Source organism: Streptomyces carpinensis, from assembly GCF_002154505.1.
Taxonomy (GTDB): Bacteria; Actinomycetota; Actinomycetes; order Streptomycetales; family Streptomycetaceae; genus Streptomyces; species Streptomyces carpinensis.
The window spans coordinates 1-23,863 of record NZ_MUBM01000320.1; the positions used below are offsets into that span (position 1 = coordinate 1).

A 23,863-nucleotide genomic window follows, 5' to 3' on the forward strand; every position below is an offset into this window, starting at 1 on the left:
CTCCCCAGCCCCAGCCCCAGCCGTCACAGCGATCTCCCCGGTAGGAGGGAGCCGAAGCGACATGGGACGACGAGGGGAGAGCGGCCGCGCTGGCAGCCCCGGCTCCGGCCGCGATGGCGAAGATGGGAGCCGTGCACACCACAGCGGCTATGCGCCGCATCTTGCTCTTGGTTGCGCGCATTTCAAGCGCCCCCTTCCGGGGGTCGAAACAGGGAGCTCGGGCGCTCAAGGGGAACGCCCACACGCGTCAGATCCTGCGCGCGGGTCCGGCGCGCGGTGACCCACCCGCCGGATGTGCCGAACGACGTCACAGCGCTTTCCTGGCAGGCTTGCGGATCTACTATTGAGTACAAGGCGAGGCTTTACGGTACGAAACGCCCCGTTTCGTCAACATTGACTCGTTCTATGGGCAAAGTCAACGGGGGTGCCAGAGGCTCACACAGGGAGGCATGCGGTGGACGCTCCCAGGTCGCAGGACGGCCGTCCGAACTCTTTGATTCCCGAGTGCGACGAGCCCGACCGCATCACGCATGACTCGCGGCGGCGCCGCCAGGAGCCTCACAGGGCCGTGCTCAGAGCCACGAAAGACCTCCTCGGCGAGGTCGGATACCAGCGGCTCGCCTTCGAAGGCATCGCCCGGCGGGCCGGAGTCAGCAAGGCCACCATCTACCGGTGGTGGCCGAACAAGGCCGCACTCGTGATCGAAGCCCTCAGTGGGGAGGTTCCCCTGCCTCCCCTCCATGAGACCGGCGATCTGGAAGCCGACCTGCGCACCGCCGTCCGTCTCGTCATCGACCTCGTCTCCGCCATGCCCACATGCCTGATCCTTCCGGCGCTCCTCGCCGACGTGATCGAGGATCCCACCGGCACCGGAGCCTTCGCCGAGCTCATCGAACCCCGCCGCGCCTCTGTCGTGAACCTGCTGGAGCGGGCCCGCCTCGCAGGCCGGTTGCCGCCGGACACCGATACGTCACTGATGGTCGACATCTACTCCGGAACGGTCGTGTACCTGGCCGCGGTGAACCGCGTCGCACCGGACGAGGTGGTGGTGGACCAACTCGTCAGCCTCCTCCTGCACGGCCGTCTCCCGGTCTCCCGGGAACTCGCCCCCGCAGACCGGGAAGGACCGCCGAGCGGGGAAGTCGGCCCCGCGTAGAAGTCGCCCCCGCGGGGACGATCCCCGCCGAGGGTGCCGTAGGCCGCGTGATCCGGGGCAGCGGGCGGAGCCGGACGGCGCGGAGGCCGGGATCCTGTGGGAGGTGCGGTGCGCCGGGCGCGGGCAGGGGCGCGGCTCCGCGTGCTCAGCTGTAGTAGGCGATCTTCTCGTCGAGTACCTCCATGGCCCGGAGCAGTGCCGCCACGCGCTGCTCCAGGGCGGCGCGGTGCTCGCGGAGGAAGGCGACCCGGTCCTGCGCAGAGCCCTCGGCGCGCAGGATGGCGACGAACCCCCTCAGGTCCTCTGCCGCGACGCACTCGGCGTCGGCCTCCCAGTAGAGCGCGAGCCCGGGCTCGGTCAGCTCGATGGCGTTGCGTCGGAGGTCGTTCGGACCGGGCTTCCGGGCGACGATGCCCTTGGGCTCGAGGGCGTCGATCAGGGCCACCATCGTGGTGCGGTCGACGCCGAGCTTGGCCGCGCTCGCGCTCCTCCGGCTGGCGCCGGGGCTGCGCCATGCGACCAACAACGTCGGTTCGGGTCGTGCAACGAGCAACGCCGAGGTGATCGCGGCGATCGCCTCCGTCGAACCCGGGTTCCACGGCGAGCTGCCCCCACGGGACGTTGCGGCGCCGCGGTGGCTGGACACGACTCGCCTGCGCGAGGACACCGGGTTCGGCTCCGAGTACGACACCGCTGCCGCGGCCGCCGATTACATCACCTACGTGCGAGGAGGCAGCGAACAGTAGGGCCCAGCCTCCGGAGGGCTGTGAGGGGTGACTGGGGAGCACCTTGGCGAGGAGCGTGCTCGGCTCCTGGCGCTGGGAGGTGGGTGTCACAGCCGGGCTGGGCCGCCAACGCTCCCAGCTTCGCAGCACGCGGGGTCACGGCGTTCCCACGGTCTCGTGCTGCTCTTGCTGGACGACCACGCGGCTCTGACGGGTGCGAGGGCCGACCAGGGCCAGGACGATCGCGCCGACCAGCCAGGTTCCGGCGATGAAGTAGAAGACGCTCCGGTAGCCGCTGCTCTGGTAGATCGCCGCGACGATCAGCGGGCCTGCGGCGTTCGACAGCCGGCCGAGGCCGTAGGAGATGCCGGTGCCCAGCGAGCGGCTCCGCGTGTCGAACAGCTCGGGGGAGTAGGCGTAACCGAGTGCCGTGTAGCCGCGCTCGAACAGGTTTACCAGGAAGCCGAAGAGGATGATCAGCACCGGGTTGAACGTGAGCCCGTACAGCAGACCGCACAGCGCGATGACCGTGCCGAAAGCGGCCAGGCACCACTTGCGCTCGAAGCGGTCGGTGACCAGTGACGCCAGGTAGGAGCCCAGCGGCGCGCCGACCGTCGTGAGCGCCACGTAGAAGACCGACTTCTCGACGCTGAAGCCCTCCTTGGCGAGCAGGGTGGGCGCCCAGCTGGAGTAGCCGAAGAAGCCGATCGTCTGCGTCACCCACACCACCGTGAGCAGCAGCGTCGGGAACAGGTACTTCTTCTGCAGCAGCAGCCGCAGCGGGGCGCGCGTCGCCGGCGCCTCCTGCACGGGCGGCAGCGGCTCGGGCAGCGGGCCCTTCTCCGCGGCGACGGCCGCCTCGATCGCCCGCAGGACCTCGTCCGCCTCGGCGTACTGCCCACGGCTCTCGTACCAACGAGGTGATTCCTTCAGCCGCTTGGTGAACAGCACGAGCAGGACGCCGAGTGCTCCCCACAGGTAGATCAGCCGCCACGACCAGTCGCTCAGCGGCACCACACCGCTGGCGACGAGGTTGGTGGCCGGGGTGCCGACGATGCCGATGACGATGGCGTACGCCTGGAACTTGCCGCGCACGGCGGCCGGATACATCTCGTTGACGTAGATGACCGCGACGACGGTCATCGCGGCCAGTCCGGCCGACGTCAGGACGCGGAACACGCCCAGGGAGACGATGTCCCAGGAGAACACCGACGCGAACGAGAACGCGCCGAACCACAGTGTGGTCAGTAGCAACGCCCGTTTGCGGCCCCACCGGTCGGCGATGGCACCGGCGACGACCGACCCGATGAACATGCCGACGAACGACAGCGAGGTGACGTAGGCGATCTGGTCGATCGTCACGCCCCACAGGCTGATCAGCTTGGGTGCGGTCGTCGCGAAGGTGTTGATGTCCGCGAACTCGAAGAAGTAGGCGAAGGACACGGCCAGCAGGGTGACCTTGTGGAACCGGGAGATCGGCAGTCTGTTCAGCCGGTTCAGCGCATTGGAGTGTGGTGCCGCAGAGTGGTGCATGGGGACGCCCTTGTCACAGTCGAAGCGGTCGAAGTGGTGTAGCGGTCGCAGGGGGAGGCGGCCGGAGAGGGGCCCGATCGCGGTCGTGGCCGGGCGACTCGGGGACCGGAGCCACGAGGCGGTGGTCGCGGAAAGGGGGGTCAGTCCGCTTCGCCGGGCCAGTACAGGTGCATCGGGTTGTCGACGAGGAGCTTGCGCTGCTGTTCGGTCGTGACCGCCACCTGTGGCACGTAATCGACCAGGAGCCCGTCGTCGGGCATGTGGTCGGTGAGGTTGGGGTGGGGCCAGTCCGTGCCCCACAGCACTCGGTCCGGGAACTCGTCCACGATGCGGCGGCCGAAGGGCACGACGTCCGTGTAAGGGCGCCGTTCGCCGTCCAGGGCGGCGGGCCCGGTCACGCTGAGGCGCTCGGGGCAGGTGACCTTCACCCAGACGTCGTTGTTCTCGACGAAGCGCAGGAAACGGCTGAACTCCGGCCCGTCCACCGGCCGCGTCACGTCCGGCCGACCCATGTGGTCCACCACCAGCGCGGTGGGCAGCGAGGCGAAGAAGTCCTCCAGGTCCGGCAGGTCGGCGCTCTCGAAGTAGAGGACGATGTGCCAGCCCAGCGGGGCGATCTTCTCCGCGATCAGGCGCAGGTCGTCCTGGGGTGAGGCGTCGACGAGACGCCGCACGAAGTTGAACCGCACCCCGCGTACGCCGGCGGCGTCCAGTTCCCGCAGCTCGCTCTCGCCGACGTCCGGCCGTACGGTCGCGATGCCGCGCGCCCTGCCTTCGGACGCCCGTACGGCGTCCACCATCGCGGAGTTGTCCGCGCCGTGGCAGGTGGCCTGCACGATGACGTTGCGGGCGACGCCCAGGTGGTCGCGGAGCGCGAACAGCTCCTCCTTGCCGGCGTCGCAAGGCGTGTACCTGCGCTCCGGCGCGAAGGCGAAGTCGGCCTGGGGACCGAAGACATGACAGTGCGCGTCGACGGTGCCCGGCGGCAGCCGGAAGGTGGGCCTGGAGGGGTTCTGGTACCAGTCCAGCCAGCCGGGAGTCTTGGGAGCGAGGAGGGTCCGGTCGGTCATGCGTTCTCCAGGGGGCGTCCGCCGGCAGGCGGACGGAGGGGATGGGCAAAGGGGGATGCAGAAGAGGGAAGGGGCGCGGGAGGGCGGGTGGCGCCGCAGGTCAGCGGCCCTGCCGCCGCAGCAGCGCGTCCAGGCGCGGGTACACGGCCCGTGCGTTGTGCTCATGGATGGCGGCCAGGTCCTCCGTCGGCAGCTTGGCCGTCTCGGCGTAGCGACCGGTGTCGTCGAAGTGGTGGCCGGTGCACGGGTCGATGCCGCGGACGGCGCCGATCATCTCCGAGGCGAAGAGAATGCTCCTGGTGGGGACGACGTCGAAGAGCAGGTCGGAGCCGGGCTGGTGGTAGACGCAGGTGTCGAAGAAGACGTTGCCCAGGACGTGCTCCTCCAGCGGCGGCTTGCCGAGAGCCATCGCCAGCCCCCGGAACCGGCCCCAGTGGTACGGCACCGCACCGCCACCGTGCGGGATGACCAGGCGCAGTGTGGGGAAGTCCGCGAACAGGTCACCCTGTACGAGCTGCATGAACGCCGTGGTGTCGGCGTTGAGATAGTGAGCGCCGGTCGTGTGGAAGGCCGGGTTGACGCTGGTGCTGACGTGGATCATCGCCGGGATGTCGTATTCGACCATCTTCTCGTAGAGCGGGTACCACGAGCGGTCCGTGAGGGGCGGGGCGGTCCAGTGGCCGCCGGAGGGGTCGGGGTTGAGGTTCAGCGCGACGGCGCCGTACTCCTCCACACAGCGCGTGAGTTCGGGGATGGAGGTGGCCGGGTCGATGCCGGGCGACTGCGGGAGCATCGCGGCGGGCGCGAAGCGCTCCGGGAACAACTGGCTGATGCGGTAGCAGAGTTCGTTGCAGATGGCCGCCCACTCGGACGATGTCCGGAAGTCCCCGATGTGGTGTGCCATGAAGGAGGCGCGGGGCGAGAAGACCGTCAGGTCGATTCCGCGTTCGTCCATCAGCCGCAACTGGTTCTGCTCGATGGTCTCGCGCAGCTCGTCGTCGCTGATCCGCAGGTCCGCGCGGGCGGGCGCGGCGGCGGGGTCGGTGAGCCCTGCGATCTGCCGGTCGCGCCAGGCCGCCAGGGCCGGCGGCGCGGTCGTGTAGTGCCCGTGGACATCGATGATCATTGAGTGTTTCCCGTCGTCCGGCGTCGTCGTCGACCGCTGCAGCCTCGTGCCGCCGGGTACGGCGGCACGAGAGGACCGGACACGGAACTAACGTCCCCTTAACATTCCCGGTCCCCGCTGACCTGCGCCTGTGTGTCCCGGCACACAGAATCCGCGCTCGGTCGTGGTCTAAGTTGGGGCCGTGGCGTGCGCCGGTCGGAGCCGGTTCGTATGCCTGCCCAGGGGCGCGGCGTGTGGCCGCATGGGACCTGGGCGTCCGTCCGTGGCTACGCCGACGACCGTCTTCGGGTGGAAACCCCGCAGAGGCCGTGTCCGACGCCGCCGAGAGCCGAACCAGCGGACGCCGCTGAAGGGAGGTGTGCGGGATGCAGATACTGCTGGCCGAGGACGACGACGGGGTCGCCGCGGCGCTGGTGGAGGTCCTGTACGACCATGGCCACGACACCCGGAGGGTCCGGCACGGCGGGGACGTCCTGACCTACCACCGCAGCGCCGATCTGCTGCTGCTCGACCTGGGCCTGCCCGATGTCGACGGCCTGGAGGTGCTGCGCGAACTGCGAGCGGTCAGCCACCTGCCCGTGGTGGTGCTCACCGCCCGCGGCGACGAGCGGTCCGTCGTGCGCGGACTGCGCCTCGGGGCCGACGACTACGTGGTCAAGCCCGTCCGTCTCACCGAACTGCTGGCCCGTATCGAGGCCGTCACCCGACGGTCCCCGGCGCGCGGTGCCGCGGCGGTACGCACGGTCTGCGTCGGAGACGTCGAGGTCGATCTCAGTGCGCGCCGCGTCCGGGTGGACGGGGTGGAGGTCGAGCTGACCACGAAGGAGTTCGACATCCTCGCTGTGCTGGCCGCGCGGACGGGCACAGCCGTCAGCCGCGAGCAGGTCCTGGACGAGGTGTGGGGCGACGCCCACCATGCCGTGTCCCGCTCTCTGGACGTCCACCTCACGCAGCTGCGCGCCAAGCTGCGACGCCCGGAGCTCCTCACCACCATCCGTGGCTTCGGCTACCGCTTCGGGGACTGAGGAGCCGGCGCGTGCGTACCCGGGTCCAGGCCGTGCTGCTGGTGTTCGGAACCCTCGCGGTGGCCGCCTTCGCCGTGCCACTGCTGCTGTTCACCGCCTCGGACCGCACCCAGCAGCTGGTACTCGCCCGCAGCGCCGACCTCGACCGCTTCGCGTCCCTCATGAACCAGGCGGCCGCGACCGGGGACACCTCCGGGCTCGAAGCCGAGGCACACCGTTACACCCAGCTGTACGGCGAAGCCCTCGTCGTCACCGACGCACGCCGCGGCGCCGTCGTCCAGACCGGTGGCATGCGCGCCGCCGACCCCGCCGTCTCCCGGCTGGTCGACGCGGCCCTGCGCAACCAGACGGCGCACCCCAAGGGCACGCTCCGTCCCTGGTCACGCGGGAGCCGGATGTTCGCCGAGCCCGCGGGCACCGGCACGCAGGTCACCGGGGCCGTCGTGCTGCGCGCCTCGGTGGGGACCGCGGCCGCCGACATCACCCGGCGCTGGGCCGTGGTCCTGGCCGGCACGGCCCTCGTCGCCGTCGCCTGCACGGCCCTCGCCCGCGCCGCGACCCACTGGGTGGTCAGCCCGCTGCGCCGCCTCGACCGCGCCGTCGGCCGGCTCGCCGCGGGACTGCCGCACGAGCAGACCAGCGCCGGCGGTCCGCCGGAACTGCGCCAGCTGGCCATCGGCTTCAACCGGATGGCCGGCATCGTCACGGCGGCTCTGGAGCAGCAGCGCCGGCTCGTCGCCGACACCTCCCACCAGATGCGCAACCCCATGGCAGCGCTCCGACTCCGCGTCGACGCCCTGCGTTCCCATCTGCCGTCGTCCGCCGACCGCACGTACGCCGGCGTCACCACCGAACTCGACCGCCTGGAGATCTTGCTGGACGACATGCTGGCCCTTGCCACCGCCGAACACCGAGCCGGGGAGCTGGCGGTGAGCGACGGCGCGGACGCCTACTGCGACGCGGCCGAGACCGCCCGGACCCAGCACCGGCGGTGGGAACCCGTCGCCCGGCGCGCCGGAGTCCACCTGACCACCGAGGCCGGAGGGCCCGTGACGGCTGCCTGCACGCGGGGGGAACTCGCCCAGGTCACGGACATCCTCCTGGACAACGCCATCAAGTACGCGGGGCCGGACGCCACGATCGTCCTCAGCTGTACCGCCGAGGGCGACCACGTGGTCCTCACGGTGACGGACGACGGTCCCGGCCTGACACAGGAGGAGATCTCCCAGGCGACGACGAGATTCTGGCGTGCGGCCCGCCAGGCGGGCACGACGGGCACGGGTCTGGGCCTGGCCATCGCCGAACAGCTGCTGGCGGGCCGCGGAGGCCGTCTGGAACTGTCCCCCGTCCGGCCGCACGGGCTGCGGGCGCGGGCTCTCCTGCCGGGTGTGCCGGCCTGCGGGGGTGCGTCGTGAGCCGTCCCGTCGATCGCCGTACCGTCCTGCGGGCCGCGGCCGGCTCGGCAGCCGTCGCCGCACTCGGCGGCGCACTCCTGAGCGACGCCTCACGCCAGAACCCCGAGCTGAGCGGCGTACTGCGCCTGGCGACCGGTGAGCCGACGGCGTTCTACGCGGCCTTCGGGCGCCGCGTCGCCGACGAGCTCCAACGTGCCCACCCCGGACTGAGCTGCCGCATCCACACCACCGCGGGCAGCGTCACCAACATCGAGCTGCTGCGCGACGGTGAGGCCGACCTCGCGCTCGTCCTGACCGACACCGCACGGGCCGCACAGGGCACCGGCCTCTTCCCCCGCCCGGTGCCGCTGCGCGCGATCGGCAGGGTCTACGAGACCTACCTCCAGCTCGCCGTCCGCGCGGACTCCTCCGTGGGCACGGTGGCCGACCTGGCCGGGCACAGCGTCTCGCTCGGAGCATTCGGATCAGGAGCGGCCGTCCTGGGCGAACGGCTGCTGGACGCGGCGGGTCTCTCCACGGGTAAGGACGTCTCCGTACGGCACCTTCGGCTGGCCGCCGCGGCGGATGCCGTGCGGGCCGGAACCATTGACGGCCTGCTCGTAGCGGGTGGCGTACCGCTGCCCACGCTCTCGAATCTCGACAAGGACCTTGGTCTGCGGTTCCTGCCACTGGCGGGCTTGTTGCCCCGGCTCGGGGGTGGTGACGGCTCTCTTGCCGACGCGGGCCTGGAGCAGGTGACCTTTCCGCAGAGCGCCTACCGGGAGTCGGGCGGCGTCACCACCATCGGAGTGTCGAACCTCCTGGTGTGCCGCCCGGACCTGGATCCCGCCGTGGCCGGCGCCCTCACACGCCTGCTGGTCCTCCGCGCCACCGACCTCGTCCCCGACAACGCCGTCGGAGCGCAGTTCCTCGACGTCCGCAGTCTGATCGGCACGGGCAGCATCGCGCTCCATCCTGGGGCGGTGTCGGCCTACCGCTCACTGCACGGGTGAGCGGCCTTCCCGTCCGCCGTCGCCGGGTTCCACGATGACGGACACGACGGGTTCCACCCGTGAGGACGAATTGTGCTCGAGGCCTTCCAGTACCTCGCGAGCGAGGCGACGACGCCCCGGCCCGGGCCGCCTCAGGGCGGTCCGGGCCCGGGCGGGCGCGGTCAGGGCCGGGTGTTCCACTCGGCGATCACCGGCCGGTCGTGCTCCGTCGACAGCCGGCTGAGCGTGCCCGTCGCGAGCTGGAACAGCCGCCCGTCCGCGGGCGGCAGGCCCAGCCGGCGGGCCGTCAGCACCCGCAGGAAGTGGGCGTGCGCCACCAGGACGACGTCACGGGCGTCCTGCGCGAGCGTGGCGTCGAGCCGGGCGAGCACCCGGTCCGCCCGCCGTCCGACCTCCTGCGGTGACTCGCCGGGGCGGCCGTCCTCGTCCGCCGGCACCCCGTCGGTCCACAGATCCCAGCCGGGCCGGGTGCGGTGGATGTCGGCCGTGGTCACGCCCTCGTAGCCGCCGTAGTCCCACTCGTGCAGGTCCGCCTCCGGCACCGCGCCGGTCAGGCCCGCCAGTTCGGCCGTGCGCACCGCGCGGCCGAGCGGACTGGTCAGCACGAGCGCGTGGGGCCGGACGGACAGGAGCGGAGCGAGCGACTTGGCCTGTTCCTCGCCGTGCTGGGTGAGGGGCAGGTCGGTGCGGCTGGTGTGCCGGCCCGACAGGCTCCACTCCGTCTCGCCGTGGCGGACCAGGAGAAGGTCCCCCACGGCGCCTCAGTCCTTCTTCACGGACTCGACGGCGTGGCCGCCGAACTGGTTGCGCAGCGCTGCGACCATCTTCATCTGCGGCGAGTCCTCCTGGCGGGAGGCGAACCGGGCGAAGAGGGATGCGGTGATCGCCGGAAGGGGTACGGCGTTGTCGATGGCGGCCTCCACGGTCCACCGGCCCTCGCCCGAGTCCTCCGCGTAGCCGCGCAGCTTCTCCAGGTGTTCGTCCTCGTCGAGGGCGTCGACCGCGAGGTCCAGCAGCCAGGAGCGGATGACGGTGCCCTCCTGCCAGGAGCGGAAGACCTCGCGGACGTTGTCCACGGAGTCGACCTTCTCCAGCAGCTCCCAGCCCTCGGCGTAGGCCTGCATCATCGCGTACTCGATGCCGTTGTGGACCATCTTCGCGAAGTGCCCGGCGCCGACCTTGCCCGCGTGGACGTATCCGTAGGGGCCCTCGGGCTTGAGCGCGTCGAAGATCGGCTTGAGGCGGTCGACGTGCTCCTTGTCGCCGCCCACCATGAGCGCGTAGCCGTTCTTCAGGCCCCACACACCGCCGGAGACGCCCGCGTCGACGAAGCCGATGCCCCGCGCGTGCAGCTGCTTGGCGTGCTTGACGTCGTCCGTCCAGCGGGAGTTGCCGCCGTCCACGACGAGGTCGCCGGGCTTGAGCAGGGTCGCCAGCTGGTCGATGACGTGCTGGGTCGGGCCGCCCGCGGGGACCATCACCCAGACGATGCGCGGCTGGGCGAGCTGGTCGACGAGGTCGACCATGCTGGGAACGTCGGACACTTCGGGGTTGCGGTCGTAGCCGACCACGGTGTGGCCGGCGTTGCGCAGGCGTTCGCGCATGTTGCCGCCCATCTTGCCCAGGCCGATCAGGCCCAACTGCATCGCTGCCATGTCAGTTCACTTCCTGAGTGTGCGGTACGCGGCCACGAGGGCGGCGGTGGACGGGTCGAGACCGGGCACGTCCGCGCCCTCGGTGAGGGCGGGTTCGACGCGCTTGGCGAGCACCTTGCCGAGCTCGACGCCCCACTGGTCGAAGGAGTCGATGTTCCAGATCGCGCCCTGGACGAACACCTTGTGCTCGTAGAGGGCGATCAGCTGGCCGAGGACCGACGGGGTCAGCTCGGTCGCGAGGATCGTGGTCGTGGGGTGGTTGCCGTGGAAGGTGCGGTGCGGGACCTGCTCCTCGGGCACTCCCTCGGCGCGCACCTCCTCGGCGGTCTTGCCGAAGGCCAGCGCCTGTCCCTGCGCGAACAGGTTGGCCATCAGCAGGTCGTGCTGTGCCTTGAGTTCGTCGCTGAGCTCGGCGACAGGATTGGCGAAGCCGATGAAGTCCGCCGGGATGAGCTTGGTGCCCTGGTGGATGAGCTGGTAGTAGGCGTGCTGCCCGTTGGTGCCCGGGGTGCCCCAGACCACCGGGCCGGTCTGCCACTGGACCGGTTCGCCGTCGCGCTGCACCGACTTGCCGTTGGACTCCATGTCCAGCTGCTGGAGGTAGGCGGTGAACTTCGACAGGTAGTGCGAGTACGGCAGCACCGCGTGCGTCTGCGCGTCGAAGAAGTTGCCGTACCAGACGCCCAGCAGGCCCAGCAGCAGCGGGGCGTTGGCCTCGGCCGGCGCGTTGCGGAAGTGGTCGTCGACGATGCGGAAGCCGTCGAGCATCTCCCGGAAGCGGTCGGGGCCGATGGCGATCATCAGCGAGAGGCCGATCGCGGAGTCGTAGGAGTACCGTCCGCCGACCCAGTCCCAGAACTCGAACATGTTGTCGACGTCGATGCCGAACTCGGTGACCTTCTGCGTGTTCGTGGACAGGGCCACGAAGTGCTTGGCGACCGCCTTCTCGTCGCCGCCGAGCCCCTTGAGGAGCCAGGAGCGGGCCGAGGTGGCGTTGGTGATCGTCTCGATGGTGGTGAAGGTCTTGGACGCGACGATGAACAGCGTCTCCGCCGGGTCCAGGTCGCGGGTCGCCTCGTGCAGGTCCGCGCCGTCGACGTTGGAGACGAACCGCAGGGTCAGGCCGCGGTCGGTGTAGGGGCGCAGCACCTCGTAGGCCATCGCCGGGCCGAGGTCGGAGCCGCCGATGCCGATGTTGACGACGTTGCGGATCCGCTTGCCGGTGTGGCCGGTCCACTCCCCGGAGCGGACCCGGTTGGCGAAGTCGCTCATCTTGTCGAGGACTTCGTGGACCCTCGGCACGACGTTCTCGCCGTCGACCTCGATCACCGCGTCCCGCGGGGCGCGCAGCGCGGTGTGCAGCACGGCGCGGTTCTCGGTGACGTTGATCTTCTCACCGCGGAACATGGCGTCGCGCAGCCCGAACACGTCGGTGGCGGCGGCCAGCTCCCGCAGCAGGCCCAGGGTCTCGTCGGTGACCAGGTGCTTGGAGTAGTCGATGCGCAGGTCGCCGACGCGCACCGTGTAGCGCTCCGCGCGGGAGGGGTCCGCCGCGAACAGCTCCCGCAGATGCGGCTGCCGGCCGGCGCGGTGGTTCTCCAGGGCGGTCCACTCCGGCCGCCGGGTGAGCTTGGGGGTGTCGGACATGTCAGACGGTCTCCTTGATCCCGTCGCCCCGCAGGGCCACGGCGTACATGTCGTCGGCGTCGAGGCGGCGCAACTCCTCGGCGATGAGTTCGGAGGTGGGACGGACCTTGAGGGCGAGGGTGCGCGGCGGCTGGCCCGGCAGGGACAGCGTGGCCAGCGGGCCCTCCGGCCGGTCGACGACGATCTCGCCGCCCGCGGTGCCCAGGCGTACGGTCGTCACGAACGGGCCGGGGCTGTGCACCCGGTCGACATTGACGCCCAGCCGTGCCTCCAGCCAGCGGGCCAGCAGCTCCGCGCTCGGGTTGTCCGCCTCGGCCTCGACGGTCGCGGCGGTCACCTCCACCCGTGCCTGGTCCAGGGCGGCGGCGAGCATCGAGCGCCACAGCGTGAGCCGGGTCCAGGCGAGGTCGGTGTCGCCGGGGGCGTAGTGGTCCGCCCTGGTCTCGAGGACCTCCAGCGGATGTTCGACGGCGTACAGGTCGGTGATCCTGCGCTGGGCCAGCGCGCCCAGCGGGTCCTCGGCGGGGTTCTCCGGTGCTTCCACCGGCCACCAGACGACGACCGGCGCGTCCGGGAGCAGCAGCGGCAGCACCACCGAGTCGGCGTGGTCGGACACCTCGCCGTACAGCCGCAGCACCACCGTCTCGCCGGTGCCGGCCTCGGAGCCGACCCGGATCTCCGCGTCCAGCCGGGAGTGGGTGCGGTCCCGCAGGGTGCGAGCATGCCGCTTGATCACGACCAGGGTGCGCGAGGGGTGCTCGCGGGAGGCGTCCTCGGCCGCCTTGATCGAGTCGTAGGCGTTCTCCTCGTCCGTGACGATGATCATCGTCAGGACCATGCCCACCGCGGGCGTGCCGATGGCGCGGCGACCCTGCACCAACGCCTTGTTGATCTTGCTTGCGGTGGTCTCGGTCAGGTCGATCTTCATGGCCTGCGCCAGCTCCGTCCGTCTCGTGCGAGCATCTCGTCGGCTTCCCGCGGACCCCACGTCCCCGACCGGTACCGTGCGGGCCTGCCGTGCTCGTCCCAGTAGGCCTCGATCGGGTCGAGGATCTTCCAGGACTCTTCCACTTCCTGGTGGCGGGGGAACAGGTTGGCGTCACCGAGCAGCACGTCCAGGATGAGGCGCTCGTAGGCCTCCGGGCTGGACTCCGTGAAGGACTCGCCGTAGGCGAAGTCCATCGTGACGTCCCGGATCTCCATCGAGGTGCCCGGCACCTTGGAGCCGAACCGGACCGTCATGCCCTCGTCCGGCTGCACCCGGATCACGATCGCGTTCTCGCCCAGCTCCTCGGTGGCCGTGGAGTCGAACGGGGAGTGCGGGGCCCGCTTGAACACCACCGCGATCTCCGTCACCCGCCGGCCCAGCCGCTTGCCGGTGCGCAGGTAGAACGGGACGCCCGCCCAGCGGCGGTTGTCGATCCCCAGCTTGACGGCCGCGTAGGTGTCGGTCTTCGACTGGGGGTTGATGCCCTCCTCCTGGAGGTACCCGGGGACCTTTTCGCCACCCTGCCAGCCATCGGCGTACTGGGCGCGCACGGTGTGGGCGCCCAGGTCCTCGGGCAGCCGCACCGACTTCAGCACCTTCAGCTTCTCGGTGAGCAGCGCCTCGGCGTCGAAGGCGATCGGCTCCTCCATCGCGGTGAGCGCCATCAGCTGCAGCAGGTGGTTCTGGATGACGTCCCGGGCGGCGCCGATGCCGTCGTAGTAGCCCGCGCGACCGCCGATGCCGATGTCCTCGGCCATGGTGATCTGCACATGGTCCACGTACGACCGGTTCCAGATCGGCTCGTACATCTGGTTGGCGAAGCGCAGCGCCAGGATGTTCTGGACGGTCTCCTTGCCCAGGTAGTGGTCGATGCGGAAGACCTGCTCCGGGTCGAACACCTCGTGCACGATCCGGTTGAGCTCCCGGGCGCTGGCGAGATCGTGGCCGAACGGCTTTTCGATGACCGCGCGGCGCCAGGAACCCTCGGGCCCCTCCGCGAGACCGTGCTTCTTCAGCTGCTGCACGACCTTGGGGAAGAACTTCGGCGGTACCGAAAGGTAGAAGGCGAAATTGCCACCCGTGCCGCGGGAGGCGTCCAGCTCCTCGACGGCGGCCCGCAGCTGCTTGAACGCCGTGTCGTCGTCGAAGTCACCGGGGATGAACCGCATGCCCTCGGTGAGCTGGTGCCAGACCTCCTCACGGAAGGGCGTGCGCGCGTGCTCCTTGACCGCCTCGTACACCACCTGGGCGAAGTCCTGGTTCTCCCAGTCGCGCCGGGCGAAGCCGACCAGCGAGAAGCCCGGGGGCAGCAGCCCGCGGTTGGCCAGGTCGTACACGGCCGGCATCAGCTTCTTGCGGGACAGGTCTCCGGTCACGCCGAAGATCACCAGACCGGACGGGCCCGCGATCCGCGGCAGCCGGCGGTCCAGGGGATCACGCAGCGGATTCACCCAGTCGGCGGATGGCGCAACGGGGACACGCACATCGGACGGCGCGGCCTGGGAGGGCGCGGCATCCGGCCGCGCGGCCCCGGGGGCCGGCGCCTTGGAGCTCAGGGCGGCGTCCGGGGCCGGGCTCCCGGCCACGTCCGGCGCCGCCGGCTCGGCGGGCTTCTTGCTCATTCCGCGTCAACTCCCTTGCTGTTCAAGGACTTCGTGACCGCGTCCAGCAGGTCCTGCCAGGCCACCTCGAACTTGGCGACGCCCTCGTCCTCCAACTGCTGCACGACCTCGTCGTAGGAGATCCCCAGCCGCTCGACCGCCGCCAGGTCCGCACGGGCCTGCGCATAGCCGCCGGTCACCGTGTCACCGGTGATCGCGCCGTGGTCGGCGGTGGCGTTCAGCGTGCCCTCCGGCATGGTGTTCACCGTGCCGGGCGCGACCAGCTCGTCCACATACAGGGTGTCCTTGTATGCCGGATCCTTCACCCCGGTGGACGCCCACAGGGGGCGCTGCTTGTTCGCACCCGCGCCCGCCAGGGCGGCGAAGCGCTCCCCGGGGGCGGTCGAAGCGTCCGCGGACCCGAACACCTGCTCGTACTCCGCGTAGGCCAGCCGCGCGTTCGCCAGGGCCGCCCGGCCCTTGAGCGCCAGGGCCTCGTCGGTGCCCAGCAGGGTCAGCCGCTTGTCGATCTCGGTGTCGACCCGGGAGACGAAGAAGGAGGCGACGGAGTGGATCCCCGACAGGTCCAGGTTCGCGGCGCGCGCCTTCTCCAGACCGGCGAGGTAGGCGTCCATGACCTCGCGGTAGCGCTCCAGGGAGAAGATCAGCGTCACGTTGACACTGATACCCGCTCCGACGACCTCGGTGATGGCCGGCAGGCCCGCCCGGGTGGCCGGAATCTTGATCATCACATTGGGCCGGTCCACCAGCCAGGCCAGCTGCCGGGCCTCGGCGACGGTCGCCGGCGTGTCGTGCGCCAGCCGGGGGTCGACCTCGATCGAGACCCGGCCGTCCCGTCCGCCGGTCGCCTCGTACACCGGCCGCAGCACGTCGGCGGCGGCGCGCACGTCGGCGGTGGTCATCATGCGCACGGCCTCGTCGACCGTGACGCCGCGCACCGCCAGGTCGGACAGCTGCTCTTCGTAGCCCTCCCCGGAACCGATGGCGGCCTGGAAGATCGACGGGTTGGTGGTGACGCCCACGACGTGCTGGGTCTCGACGAGCCGGGCCAGGTTCCCCGAGTCGATCCGCCGCCGCGACAGGTCGTCCAGCCAGATCGACACGCCCTCGTCGGACAGGCGCCGCAGCGCTCCGGCGGTCGCGGTTGCTTCGGTCACAGTGATCATCTTTCCTTGTGGCGTTCGGATCATGCGCGCGCGGCGGCCAGCGATGCGCGGGCCGCGGCGGCGACGTTCTCGGGGGTGAAGCCGTACTCGGCGAAGAGGGTCGCGGCGTCGGCGGAGGCACCGAAGTGCTCGAGGGAGACCACGCGCCCTGCGTCACCTACGTAGCGGTACCACGTCAGACCGATGCCGGCCTCGACGGCGACGCGCGCCCGCACCGACGGCGGCAGCACACGCTCGCGGTACTCGCGGGGCTGCTCCTCGAACCACTCCACGGACGGCATCGACACCACCCGCGTGCCGATCCCCTCGGCCTCCAGCCGTTCCCGCGCGGCCACGGCGAGCTGCACCTCGGAGCCGGTGGCGACGATCACCACGTCGGGGCTCCCGGTGGACGCCTCCTGAAGGACGTATCCGCCCTTGGCCGCGTCCGGGTTCGGCGCGTACGTGGGCACGCCCTGGCGGGTGAGCGCGAGGCCGTGCGGGGCCGGGTGGGTGGCGTGCCGCCTGAGGATCTCGGCCCAGGCGATGGCGGTCTCGTTGGCGTCGGCCGGGCGGACGATGTTCAGGCCCGGGATGGCGCGCAGCGAGGCCAGGTGCTCGACCGGCTGGTGGGTGGGGCCGTCCTCGCCCAGGCCGATGGAGTCGTGCGTCCACACGTACGTCACCGGCAGCTGCATCAGCGCGGACATGCGCACGGCGTTGCGCATGTAGTCGGAGAACACCAGGAAGGTGCCGCCGTAGACGCGGGTGTTGCCGTGCAGGGCGATGCCGTTCATCTCCGCGGCCATGGAGAACTCGCGGATGCCGAAGTGGATGGTCCGGCCGTACGGGTCGGCCTCCGGCAGCGGGTTGCCCTTCGGCAGGAACGACGACGTCTTGTCGATGGTGGTGTTGTTGGAGCCGGCCAGGTCGGCGGAGCCGCCCCACAGCTCGGGCAGGACCGCGCCGAGGGCCTGCAGCACCTTGCCGGAGGCCGCGCGGGTGGCGAGCGACTTGCCCTCCTCGAAGACCGGCAGGGCGTCCTCCCAGCCCTCGGGCAGCTGCCCGGCCACGATCCGGTCGAAGAGCTCGGCCCGCTCGACCTGTCCGGCGCGCCACGCGCCGAGCCGCTTGTCCCAGGCCGCGTGCGCCTCGGCGCCCCGGTCCAGGGCCTGCCGGGTGTGGGCGAGCACGTCCTCGTCCACCTGGAAGGACCGCTCGGGGTCGAAGCCGAGGACGCGCTTGGTGGCCGCGACCTCGTCCTCGCCCAGCGCCGAGCCGTGCGCGGCCTCGGTGTTCTGCGCGTGCGGGGCCGGCCAGGCGATGATCGTGCGCATCGCGATGATCGAGGGGCGGCCGGTCTCGGCCTTCGCCGCCGTCAGCGCCGCGTACAGGGCGTGCACGTCGATGTCGCCGTTCTCGTCCGGCTCGATGCGCTGGGTGTGCCAGCCGTAGGCCTCGTAGCGCTTCAGCACGTCCTCGGAGAAGGCGGTGGCGGTGTCGCCCTCGATGGAGATGTGGTTGTCGTCGTAGAGGAAGACCAGGTTGCCGAGCCTCTGGTGGCCGGCCAGCGAGGAGGCCTCCGCGGAGACGCCCTCCTCCAGGTCGCCGTCGGAGACGATCGCCCAGACGGTGTGGTCGAAGGGGGACTCGCCCTCGGGGGCGTCCGGGTCGAACAGGCCGCGCTCGTAGCGGGCGGCCATCGCCATGCCCACCGCCATGGCGACACCCTGGCCGAGCGGGCCGGTCGTGGTCTCGACACCGGCCGTGTGCCCGTACTCGGGGTGGCCGGGCGTCTTGGAACCGTGGGTGCGGAACGCCTTCAGGTCGTCCAGCTCCAGCTCGTACCCGGCGAGGTAGAGCTGTGTGTACAGGGTGAGCGAGGTGTGGCCGGGGGAGAGGACGAAGCGGTCACGGCCCGTCCACTCGGGGTCGGCCGGATCGTGACGCATCACCTTCTGAAAGATCGTGTAGGCGGCCGGGGCCAGGCTCATCGCGGTGCCGGGGTGGCCGTTGCCCACCTTCTGGACGGCGTCGGCGGCCAACAGGCGGGCGGTGTCGACGGCACGCCGGTCGAGGTCGGTCCACTCGAAGCGGTCGGTTGTCTGCTCGCTCATCTTCAAGAAGTCCTCGGAGGAAGCGGGGTTGCTTGCCGGACGCGTTCGAATTTAAAAGTCTGACTTTTTCCTCGGAAGGTCTGTGTGTGTCAGCCTGTGGTGAAAGTGGGACACGACCCTGACGAGCGAGGCCGCCCGGCGGGCGATCAAGGCGGTACGAGAAGGACATGGCGGACGCAATCACCCAGGACGGACCGGTCGCCGGAGACGGCGACGGAATCAGGACCTTCCCCTTCCCCGTCGACCTCAGCCTGCGCGGCGTCGGGCTGCAGATAGGCCCCATGGGCACCGACCACACCTGGCACGCCGAGGTTCCTCTGCACCGCGTCCACCGCATCGACTTCCACGTGGTCATGCTCTTCAGCGACGGCCCCGTGCGGCACATGATCGACTTCGCCGAGTACGAGGCCGCGGCCGGCGACCTGCTCTGGATCCGCCCCGGACAGGTCCATCGCTTCTCCCGCACGGACGAGTACCGCGGAACCGTCCTGACCATGCAGCCCGGCTTCCTGCCCCGCGCCACCGTCGAGGCGACCGGCCTGTACCGCTACGACCTGCCGCCCCTGCTCCACCCCGACGAGGCCCAGCGCGCCGCGCTGACGGCCGCGCTCGCCCAGCTGCGCCGCGAGTACGAGGACACCGAGACCCTCCCGCTGAGCCTGCACACCGCGGTGCTGCGCCACACGCTCACCGCGTTCCTGCTGCGGCTGGCCCATCTCGCGGCCAGCTCGGCGGAGGCGGCGCGCGGCCCGGCCGACACCACCTTCACCCTGTTCCGCGAGGCGGTCGAGCGGGGGTTCACCACCAACCACAGCGTCAGCGCCTACGCCGACGCCCTCGGCTACTCCCGCCGCACCCTCGTCCGCGCGGTCCGCGCCGCCACCGGGGAGACCCCCAAGGGCTTCATCGACAAGCGTGTCGTCCTGGAGGCCAAACGCCTGCTCGCCCACACCGACCTGCCGATCGGCCGGGTCGGCGTGGCCGTCGGCTTCGCCGACGCCGCCAACTTCACGAAGTTCTTCCACCTGCACACGGGGCAGACCCCGGTGGCCTTCCGGGCGGAGCTGCGCTGAGCACACGCGCACCGGAGGAGGGGCCCCACGCATGCGCGCGGAGCCCCTCCCTGGTGTGGCGGCCGTGCGGTGCGGCGGTCAGTGGCCGAAGTCGAACCAGTTGACGTTCACGAAGTCCGCCGGCTGGCCGCTGGTGAAGGTGAGGTAGACGTCGTGGGTGCCGGTCACCGAGGCCATGTTCGCCGGGACCGTCCGCCAGGACTGCCAGCCACCCGTGTTGGCCACCGCGAAGCTGCCGACGGGGGAGCTGGTACGACTGTCCAGACGCACCTCGACCAGTCCGCTGACCCCGCTCGCCGCTCCGCTCGCGACCCGGGCGTAGAACTGCTTCGCCGCGGTGGAGCCGAAGTCGACGCCCTTGTAGAGGGCCCAGTCGCCGTTGGCGATCGATCCGATGTCCTGGCCCCCGCCGCTGTCCGTGGTCGCCTCGGGGATCACGCCGCTCTGGCCGTCGTAGGACTCGGCCTGTACGGGGCTGTAGGCGTCGCGGTTGCCGGAGGGCGGGGGAATGGTGCCGCCCGTGCCGCCCGTGCCGCCCGTGCCGCCCGAGGACTGGAGCACCTGCACGTAGTCCACCACCATGGGGTGCCCGGGCTCGGTGCCGCTGTCCGGGCCGCCGCCGAACGCGCCGGGGAAGCCGCCGCCCATGGCCACGTTCAGGATGACGAAGTAGCCGTGGTTCGTGGCGTTCGCCCAGGTGGTCGCGTCGACCTGGTTGGCCCTGACCGTGTGGAAGTTGACGCCGTCGACGTAGAAGCGGATCTCCTCGGGACTGGTCGACCTGTCCCACTCCATCGCGTAGGTGTGGAAGCCGGCCTGGCAGGTGGCGCCCGGGCAGGACGTCGAACCGCCGATGCCGGAGGTCTCGTTGCAGGGGCCACCCGGGTTGGTGCCGCAGTGCATCGTCGCCCAGTCGGTGTTCAGACCCTGGACGTTCTCCATGATGTCCAGCTCGCCGACGCCCGGCCAGTTCCAGTAGTTGCCGCGGAAGGGCGAGCCCAGCATCCAGAAGGCGGGCCAGTAGCCCTTGGCGGCGGCGCCCGTGACGTTCGGCATCTGGATCCGGGCCTGCACGCGCAGCTTGCCGCCGACCGGCGGCTGGAAGTCGGTGCGGGTGGTCTCGATACGGCCCGAGGTCCAGTGGCCGGAGGCGTCCCGGCGCGGGGTGATGAGCAGGTTGCCGTTGCCGTCGAGAGAGACGTTGCTGGTGCTGGAGGTCATCGACTCGACCTCGCCGGTGCCCCAGTTCGCGGCGCCGCCCGGGTACGACGTGCCCGTGTCGTAGAGCCAGTTGCCGGTGTTGACGCCGGAACCGGCGGCGCCGTCGAAGTCGTCGAGGAACACCTGCGTCCAGCCCGACGGGGGCGTGGGCGCCGAGGCGTTCGCGGGCAGGGTCGCGGCGGTCGCTGCGGCCGCCGCCAGGCCCAGGGTGCCGAGGACGGCGACGAGCGCCCGCCGCACGGAGCGCCGTCTGCAGTGGACGCCGGCACGTATGCCGGCGGATGTGCCGGAGGATTCACTCATGGGGGGTGCCTCTCGGTACGGAGTGGTGGGAACGGAGAGCTCTGAGAGCGCTCTCAACGAGTGCGCCGCCAATGTGCTCCGGGGCACCCCGGTCGTCAAGACTTAAAGCAAGGAAAGTCCTTAGCGACCACGGGAGTTCAGCTGATGAAGGCGGAGATCTCCAGGTTGTCCCGGGAGCGCTGTTCCCCTCGGGAGGGCGTTGTGCCCCTCCCCAGGGAGCAGGGGTCGGCGCCCCGCGGGGAGGCTCTCTCGGGGAAGATGCGTCGGAGCGTGGGGCGGCCGGCCGGGTTCCCGCGCGGCCGTGGCCGCCGCCGGCAGCAAAGCGCCTGGCCGAGGTGCTGTCCGGCTGCGCGGTCCCGATGACGACGTGCTGGTCGGGGACGGTCCCTTCATGGGGCCGGCAGCTCCTGACGGCCGGCACCCGGCCACGCGGGGGAACCGCGCGGCCGGGACAACGGGCCTGTGCCCGATGCAGGCGGTACGGCCTGCGTCCCCCGCAGGCCGTACGGTCTGTCACTTGCAGGCGGCCCGCCTCTGCCTACTCCAGGCGGTACGAGTAGACGGTCGTCGCCACCTGGCACACGCCCGGCGACACGACCTCGGCGCGCAACGTGCCGCGCGCCGCGTCGTAGTCCACACCCTCGGCCTCGAACGTCCCGCCGCACACGCTGCGCTGCGGCAGCGCGAACAGGCCGGTGACGTGGCCGGTGACGGCGCCGCCGTCCAGGCGATGCGCCAGGTCCACCTGGAGCAGCGGCCGGTCCTCGGGGAACAGCGTCCTCGAGCCGTCGTCAGAGGCGCACAGCAGCCGCGTGTCGTCGACGAAGTCACAGCCCTGGATGTCGCGCACGGGCTTGTCGAGCGTGATCTGCGGCGCCTGGGGCAGCGCACCGCCCGTGCGCGGGGTGGCCGCGTTGAGCAGGGGAGCGGGGAAGACCTGGAGCCGGTTCTGGTCGCCCCACTCGCCCGACACCAGCCACTGGCCGTCCGGCGAGACGGTGGCGAAGGAGTTGTTCACCTTCTCACCCGCGTCGAGCCGGTGGACGTACTCGTAGCGCTTGCCGGACGGGGTGGTCACCGCGAACATCTTGGACGTCGCCGTGTCCGCGCCCTGGTAGGCGTCGAACACGTACCCCTGTGCGATGTCCGGGTCCCCGACGTGATTCCAGCCCTTGATGCGCAGGTCGAGCGGGATCGAACCCAGCCCGCGGCGCAGCAGCGAGCCGTCCGCGCGGCTGGCGAGCCCCTGCCCGCCGCTGAGCGAGTCGACGTACGCCGTGCCGGTCTCCTGCCAGACCGGCGCGGCCGCCGACGCCGGTGAACCGGCCGCGCCGAGCATGACGGCCGCCGATAAGGCTGCCGTCGCGAAGAGTTGACGTCTCATCAGGTACCTGCCGAATCGACGAAGGTGATGGTGGCGTTGGAATGGAACCACGCGTCGGCCGGATCGGGGACCGTTTTCGGACGGGACGCCTCGCGAGCGTGGGGACGGGCGGGGAGCGGCCGGCGCGGGGCCGCCGCCGGACGCGGTTCGCGGGCGCCGTGGCAGGTGACCAGTAGGGTTCGGAGGGTGCCGGCACCGGCCGGGTGAGGGCCGGGCGGGTCGGTACGGGACGGCCGTTGAGTGGCTGTCGAGGCGGCCGGGTCGGGAAGGGTGCGAGCGTGAGGCTGACGATTCTGGGCGGCGGCGGATTCCGGGTGCCGCTCGTGTACGGGGCGCTGCTGGGCGACCACGCCGAGGGCCGGGTCACCGAGGTCGTCCTGCACGACCTGGACGCGGAACGGCTCGACGCGGTGAGCCGGGTGCTCGCCGAGCAGGCCGCCGGGGTGCCGGACGCCCCCCGGGTACGCGCCACCACCGATCTGGACGAGGCGCTGCGCGGCGCCGACTTCGTGTTCTCCGCGATCCGTGTGGGCGGTCTGGAGGGCCGCGCCGAGGACGAACGGGTGGCGCTCGCACAGGGCGTGCTCGGCCAGGAGACGGTCGGCGCGGGCGGCATCGCCTACGGTCTGCGCACGGTGCCCGTCGCCGTGGACATCGCCCGGCGGGTGGCCCGTCTCGCGCCCGACGCCTGGCTCATCAACTTCACCAACCCGGCCGGACTGGTCACCGAGGCCATGTCCCGCCACCTCGGTGACCGTGTCATCGGCATCTGCGACTCGCCGGTCGGCCTCGGCCGCCGTATCGCCCGCGTGCTCGGCGTGAACCCGAGGGAGGCGTGGATCGACTACGTCGGCCTCAACCACCTCGGCTGGGTGCGCGGGCTGCGCGTCGCCGGCCGCGACCAGCTTCCGCGTCTGCTCGCCGACCCCACCCTGCTCGGCTCCTTCGAGGAGGGCAGGCTCTTCGGCGCCGACTGGCTGCGCTCGCTGGGCGCCGTCCCCAACGAGTACCTGCACTACTACTACTTCAACCGCGAGACCGTGTGCGCCTACCAGCAGGCCGAGAAGACCCGCGGGGCCTTCCTGCGCGACCAGCAGGCCCGGTTCTACGAGGAGTTGCGGGATCCGAACGCCCCGGCGCTCGACGCCTGGAACCGCACCCGCGCCGAGCGCGAGGCCACCTACATGGCCGAGAACCGGCAGACGGCCGGCGCGGGGGAGCGGGAGGCCGACGACCTCTCGGGCGGCTACGAGAAGGTGGCCCTCGCCCTGATGCGGGCCATCGCCCGTGACGAGCGCACCACGCTGATCCTCAACGTCCGCAACCGGGGCAGCCTGTCGGCGCTGGACTCGGAGGCCGTCGTCGAGATCCCCTGCCTGGTCGACGCGAGTGGCGCGCACCCGGTGTCCGCCGGGCCGCTGCCCGGCCACGCCACCGGCCTGGTCTGCGCGGTCAAGGCGGTCGAGCGCGAGGTGCTCGCCGCGGCCGAGTCCGGCTCCCGTGCGACGGCGGTGAAGGCCTTCGCGTTGCACCCACTGGTCGACTCGGTGAACGTGGCCCGCAGGCTCGTCGAGGACTACACGCGGGTCCACCCCGGGCTGGCGTATCTCAGGCAGCGGTGACGCCCCGGCACGCGCAGCGCACATGCCGGGGCGTCACCGCTGCC

At 71.1% G+C, this 23,863-nt stretch carries 21 protein-coding genes; 7 read left to right on the plus strand and 14 right to left on the minus strand.

The features are described 5' to 3' along the window. Nucleotides 1–181 (minus strand): hypothetical protein (locus BZY54_RS52445; RefSeq protein ID WP_208640879.1); only part of this gene is annotated, 181 nt, incomplete at its 3' end. Nucleotides 182–568: 387 nt separating this feature from the next. On the opposite strand from BZY54_RS52445, the gene BZY54_RS35835 reads away from it, so the two are divergent. Continuing rightward, nucleotides 569–1,156 carry a TetR/AcrR family transcriptional regulator gene (locus BZY54_RS35835; protein WP_158103968.1) on the plus strand — a complete coding sequence of 196 codons (588 nt, stop codon included), beginning with the start codon at nucleotides 569–571 and terminating at the stop codon, nucleotides 1,154–1,156. Nucleotides 1,157–1,301: 145 nt separating this feature from the next. On the opposite strand, the gene BZY54_RS35840 is transcribed toward BZY54_RS35835, so the two are convergent. Continuing rightward, a complete protein-coding gene (locus BZY54_RS35840) occupies nucleotides 1,302–1,604 on the minus strand; it encodes a hypothetical protein (protein WP_107419914.1) in 303 nt (100 codons plus the stop codon). A gap of 22 nt (nucleotides 1,605–1,626) precedes the next feature. Between BZY54_RS35840 and BZY54_RS51185 the strand changes: the two genes are divergently transcribed. Then, on the plus strand, nucleotides 1,627–1,902 hold the full coding sequence (locus BZY54_RS51185) for a hypothetical protein (RefSeq protein WP_167414133.1): 276 nt from the start codon (nucleotides 1,627–1,629) through the stop codon (nucleotides 1,900–1,902). A gap of 135 nt (nucleotides 1,903–2,037) precedes the next feature. Here BZY54_RS51185 and BZY54_RS35850 read toward each other — a convergent pair whose 3' ends face one another. The 3 genes from BZY54_RS35850 to BZY54_RS35860 all read right to left on the minus strand — a co-directional run bounded on the left by BZY54_RS35850 (nucleotide 2,038) and on the right by BZY54_RS35860 (nucleotide 5,610). Then, complete coding sequence (locus BZY54_RS35850) at nucleotides 2,038–3,414, minus strand: MFS transporter (protein WP_086729491.1); 1,377 nt, start codon at nucleotides 3,412–3,414, stop codon at nucleotides 2,038–2,040. A 140-nt stretch (nucleotides 3,415–3,554) separates the two neighbouring features. Next, on the minus strand, nucleotides 3,555–4,484 hold the full coding sequence (locus tag BZY54_RS35855) for an amidohydrolase family protein (protein ID WP_086729492.1): 930 nt from the start codon (nucleotides 4,482–4,484) through the stop codon (nucleotides 3,555–3,557). 100 nt (nucleotides 4,485–4,584) lie between these two features. After that, on the minus strand, nucleotides 4,585–5,610 hold the full coding sequence (locus BZY54_RS35860; protein WP_086729493.1) for an amidohydrolase family protein: 1,026 nt from the start codon (nucleotides 5,608–5,610) through the stop codon (nucleotides 4,585–4,587). A gap of 365 nt (nucleotides 5,611–5,975) precedes the next feature. On the opposite strand from BZY54_RS35860, the gene BZY54_RS35865 reads away from it, so the two are divergent. The 3 genes from BZY54_RS35865 to BZY54_RS35875 are packed head-to-tail and all read left to right on the plus strand — an operon-like array spanning nucleotide 5,976 to nucleotide 9,042. Beyond that, nucleotides 5,976–6,635 (plus strand): response regulator transcription factor, encoded by a 660-nt coding sequence (locus BZY54_RS35865; RefSeq protein WP_086729494.1) that lies wholly within the window; start codon nucleotides 5,976–5,978, stop codon nucleotides 6,633–6,635. Between the two features lie 11 nt (nucleotides 6,636–6,646). After that, the gene (locus BZY54_RS35870) at nucleotides 6,647–8,050 is read left to right on the plus strand and encodes a sensor histidine kinase (RefSeq protein ID WP_086729495.1); all 1,404 of its coding nucleotides are present in this window, start codon (nucleotides 6,647–6,649) and stop codon (nucleotides 8,048–8,050) included. Beyond that, complete coding sequence (locus BZY54_RS35875) at nucleotides 8,047–9,042, plus strand: TAXI family TRAP transporter solute-binding subunit (protein ID WP_086729496.1); 996 nt, start codon at nucleotides 8,047–8,049, stop codon at nucleotides 9,040–9,042. The genes BZY54_RS35870 and BZY54_RS35875 overlap by 4 nt, the downstream gene beginning before the upstream one ends. A gap of 161 nt (nucleotides 9,043–9,203) precedes the next feature. Here the strand turns inward: BZY54_RS35875 and BZY54_RS35880 are convergent, their stop codons facing one another. The 7 genes from BZY54_RS35880 to tkt are packed head-to-tail and all read right to left on the minus strand — an operon-like array spanning nucleotide 9,204 to nucleotide 18,216. Further along, nucleotides 9,204–9,797: a histidine phosphatase family protein gene (locus BZY54_RS35880; RefSeq protein WP_086729497.1), complete on the minus strand. Its 594-nt coding sequence runs from the start codon at nucleotides 9,795–9,797 to the stop codon at nucleotides 9,204–9,206. Between the two features lie 6 nt (nucleotides 9,798–9,803). Further along, complete coding sequence (gene gnd / locus BZY54_RS35885) at nucleotides 9,804–10,688, minus strand: phosphogluconate dehydrogenase (NAD(+)-dependent, decarboxylating) (RefSeq protein ID WP_086729506.1); 885 nt, start codon at nucleotides 10,686–10,688, stop codon at nucleotides 9,804–9,806. Nucleotides 10,689–10,703: 15 nt separating this feature from the next. Beyond that, on the minus strand, nucleotides 10,704–12,344 hold the full coding sequence (pgi, locus tag BZY54_RS35890; protein WP_086729498.1) for a glucose-6-phosphate isomerase: 1,641 nt from the start codon (nucleotides 12,342–12,344) through the stop codon (nucleotides 10,704–10,706). 1 nt (nucleotide 12,345) lies between these two features. Beyond that, on the minus strand, nucleotides 12,346–13,272 hold the full coding sequence (gene opcA / locus BZY54_RS35895; RefSeq protein ID WP_086729499.1) for a glucose-6-phosphate dehydrogenase assembly protein OpcA: 927 nt from the start codon (nucleotides 13,270–13,272) through the stop codon (nucleotides 12,346–12,348). Then, nucleotides 13,269–14,954: a glucose-6-phosphate dehydrogenase gene (zwf, locus tag BZY54_RS35900; RefSeq protein ID WP_208640880.1), complete on the minus strand. Its 1,686-nt coding sequence runs from the start codon at nucleotides 14,952–14,954 to the stop codon at nucleotides 13,269–13,271. Before zwf ends, opcA begins: the two co-directional genes overlap by 4 nt. Further along, a complete protein-coding gene (gene tal / locus BZY54_RS35905) occupies nucleotides 14,951–16,120 on the minus strand; it encodes a transaldolase (protein ID WP_086729500.1) in 1,170 nt (389 codons plus the stop codon). The genes zwf and tal overlap by 4 nt, the downstream gene beginning before the upstream one ends. Before the next feature lie 20 nt (nucleotides 16,121–16,140). Continuing rightward, nucleotides 16,141–18,216 carry a transketolase gene (gene tkt, locus BZY54_RS35910; protein ID WP_086729501.1) on the minus strand — a complete coding sequence of 692 codons (2,076 nt, stop codon included), beginning with the start codon at nucleotides 18,214–18,216 and terminating at the stop codon, nucleotides 16,141–16,143. A 167-nt stretch (nucleotides 18,217–18,383) separates the two neighbouring features. On the opposite strand from tkt, the gene BZY54_RS35915 reads away from it, so the two are divergent. Next, on the plus strand, nucleotides 18,384–19,289 hold the full coding sequence (locus tag BZY54_RS35915) for a helix-turn-helix domain-containing protein (protein ID WP_086729502.1): 906 nt from the start codon (nucleotides 18,384–18,386) through the stop codon (nucleotides 19,287–19,289). Between the two features lie 78 nt (nucleotides 19,290–19,367). On the opposite strand, the gene BZY54_RS35920 is transcribed toward BZY54_RS35915, so the two are convergent. Then, complete coding sequence (locus BZY54_RS35920) at nucleotides 19,368–20,813, minus strand: glycoside hydrolase family 16 protein (RefSeq protein WP_086729503.1); 1,446 nt, start codon at nucleotides 20,811–20,813, stop codon at nucleotides 19,368–19,370. 538 nt (nucleotides 20,814–21,351) lie between these two features. Beyond that, complete coding sequence (locus BZY54_RS35925) at nucleotides 21,352–22,197, minus strand: hypothetical protein (RefSeq protein WP_086729504.1); 846 nt, start codon at nucleotides 22,195–22,197, stop codon at nucleotides 21,352–21,354. 278 nt (nucleotides 22,198–22,475) lie between these two features. Between BZY54_RS35925 and BZY54_RS35930 the strand changes: the two genes are divergently transcribed. Beyond that, nucleotides 22,476–23,819 (plus strand): 6-phospho-beta-glucosidase, encoded by a 1,344-nt coding sequence (locus tag BZY54_RS35930; protein WP_086729505.1) that lies wholly within the window; start codon nucleotides 22,476–22,478, stop codon nucleotides 23,817–23,819. Nucleotides 23,820–23,863 lie beyond the last annotated feature (44 nt).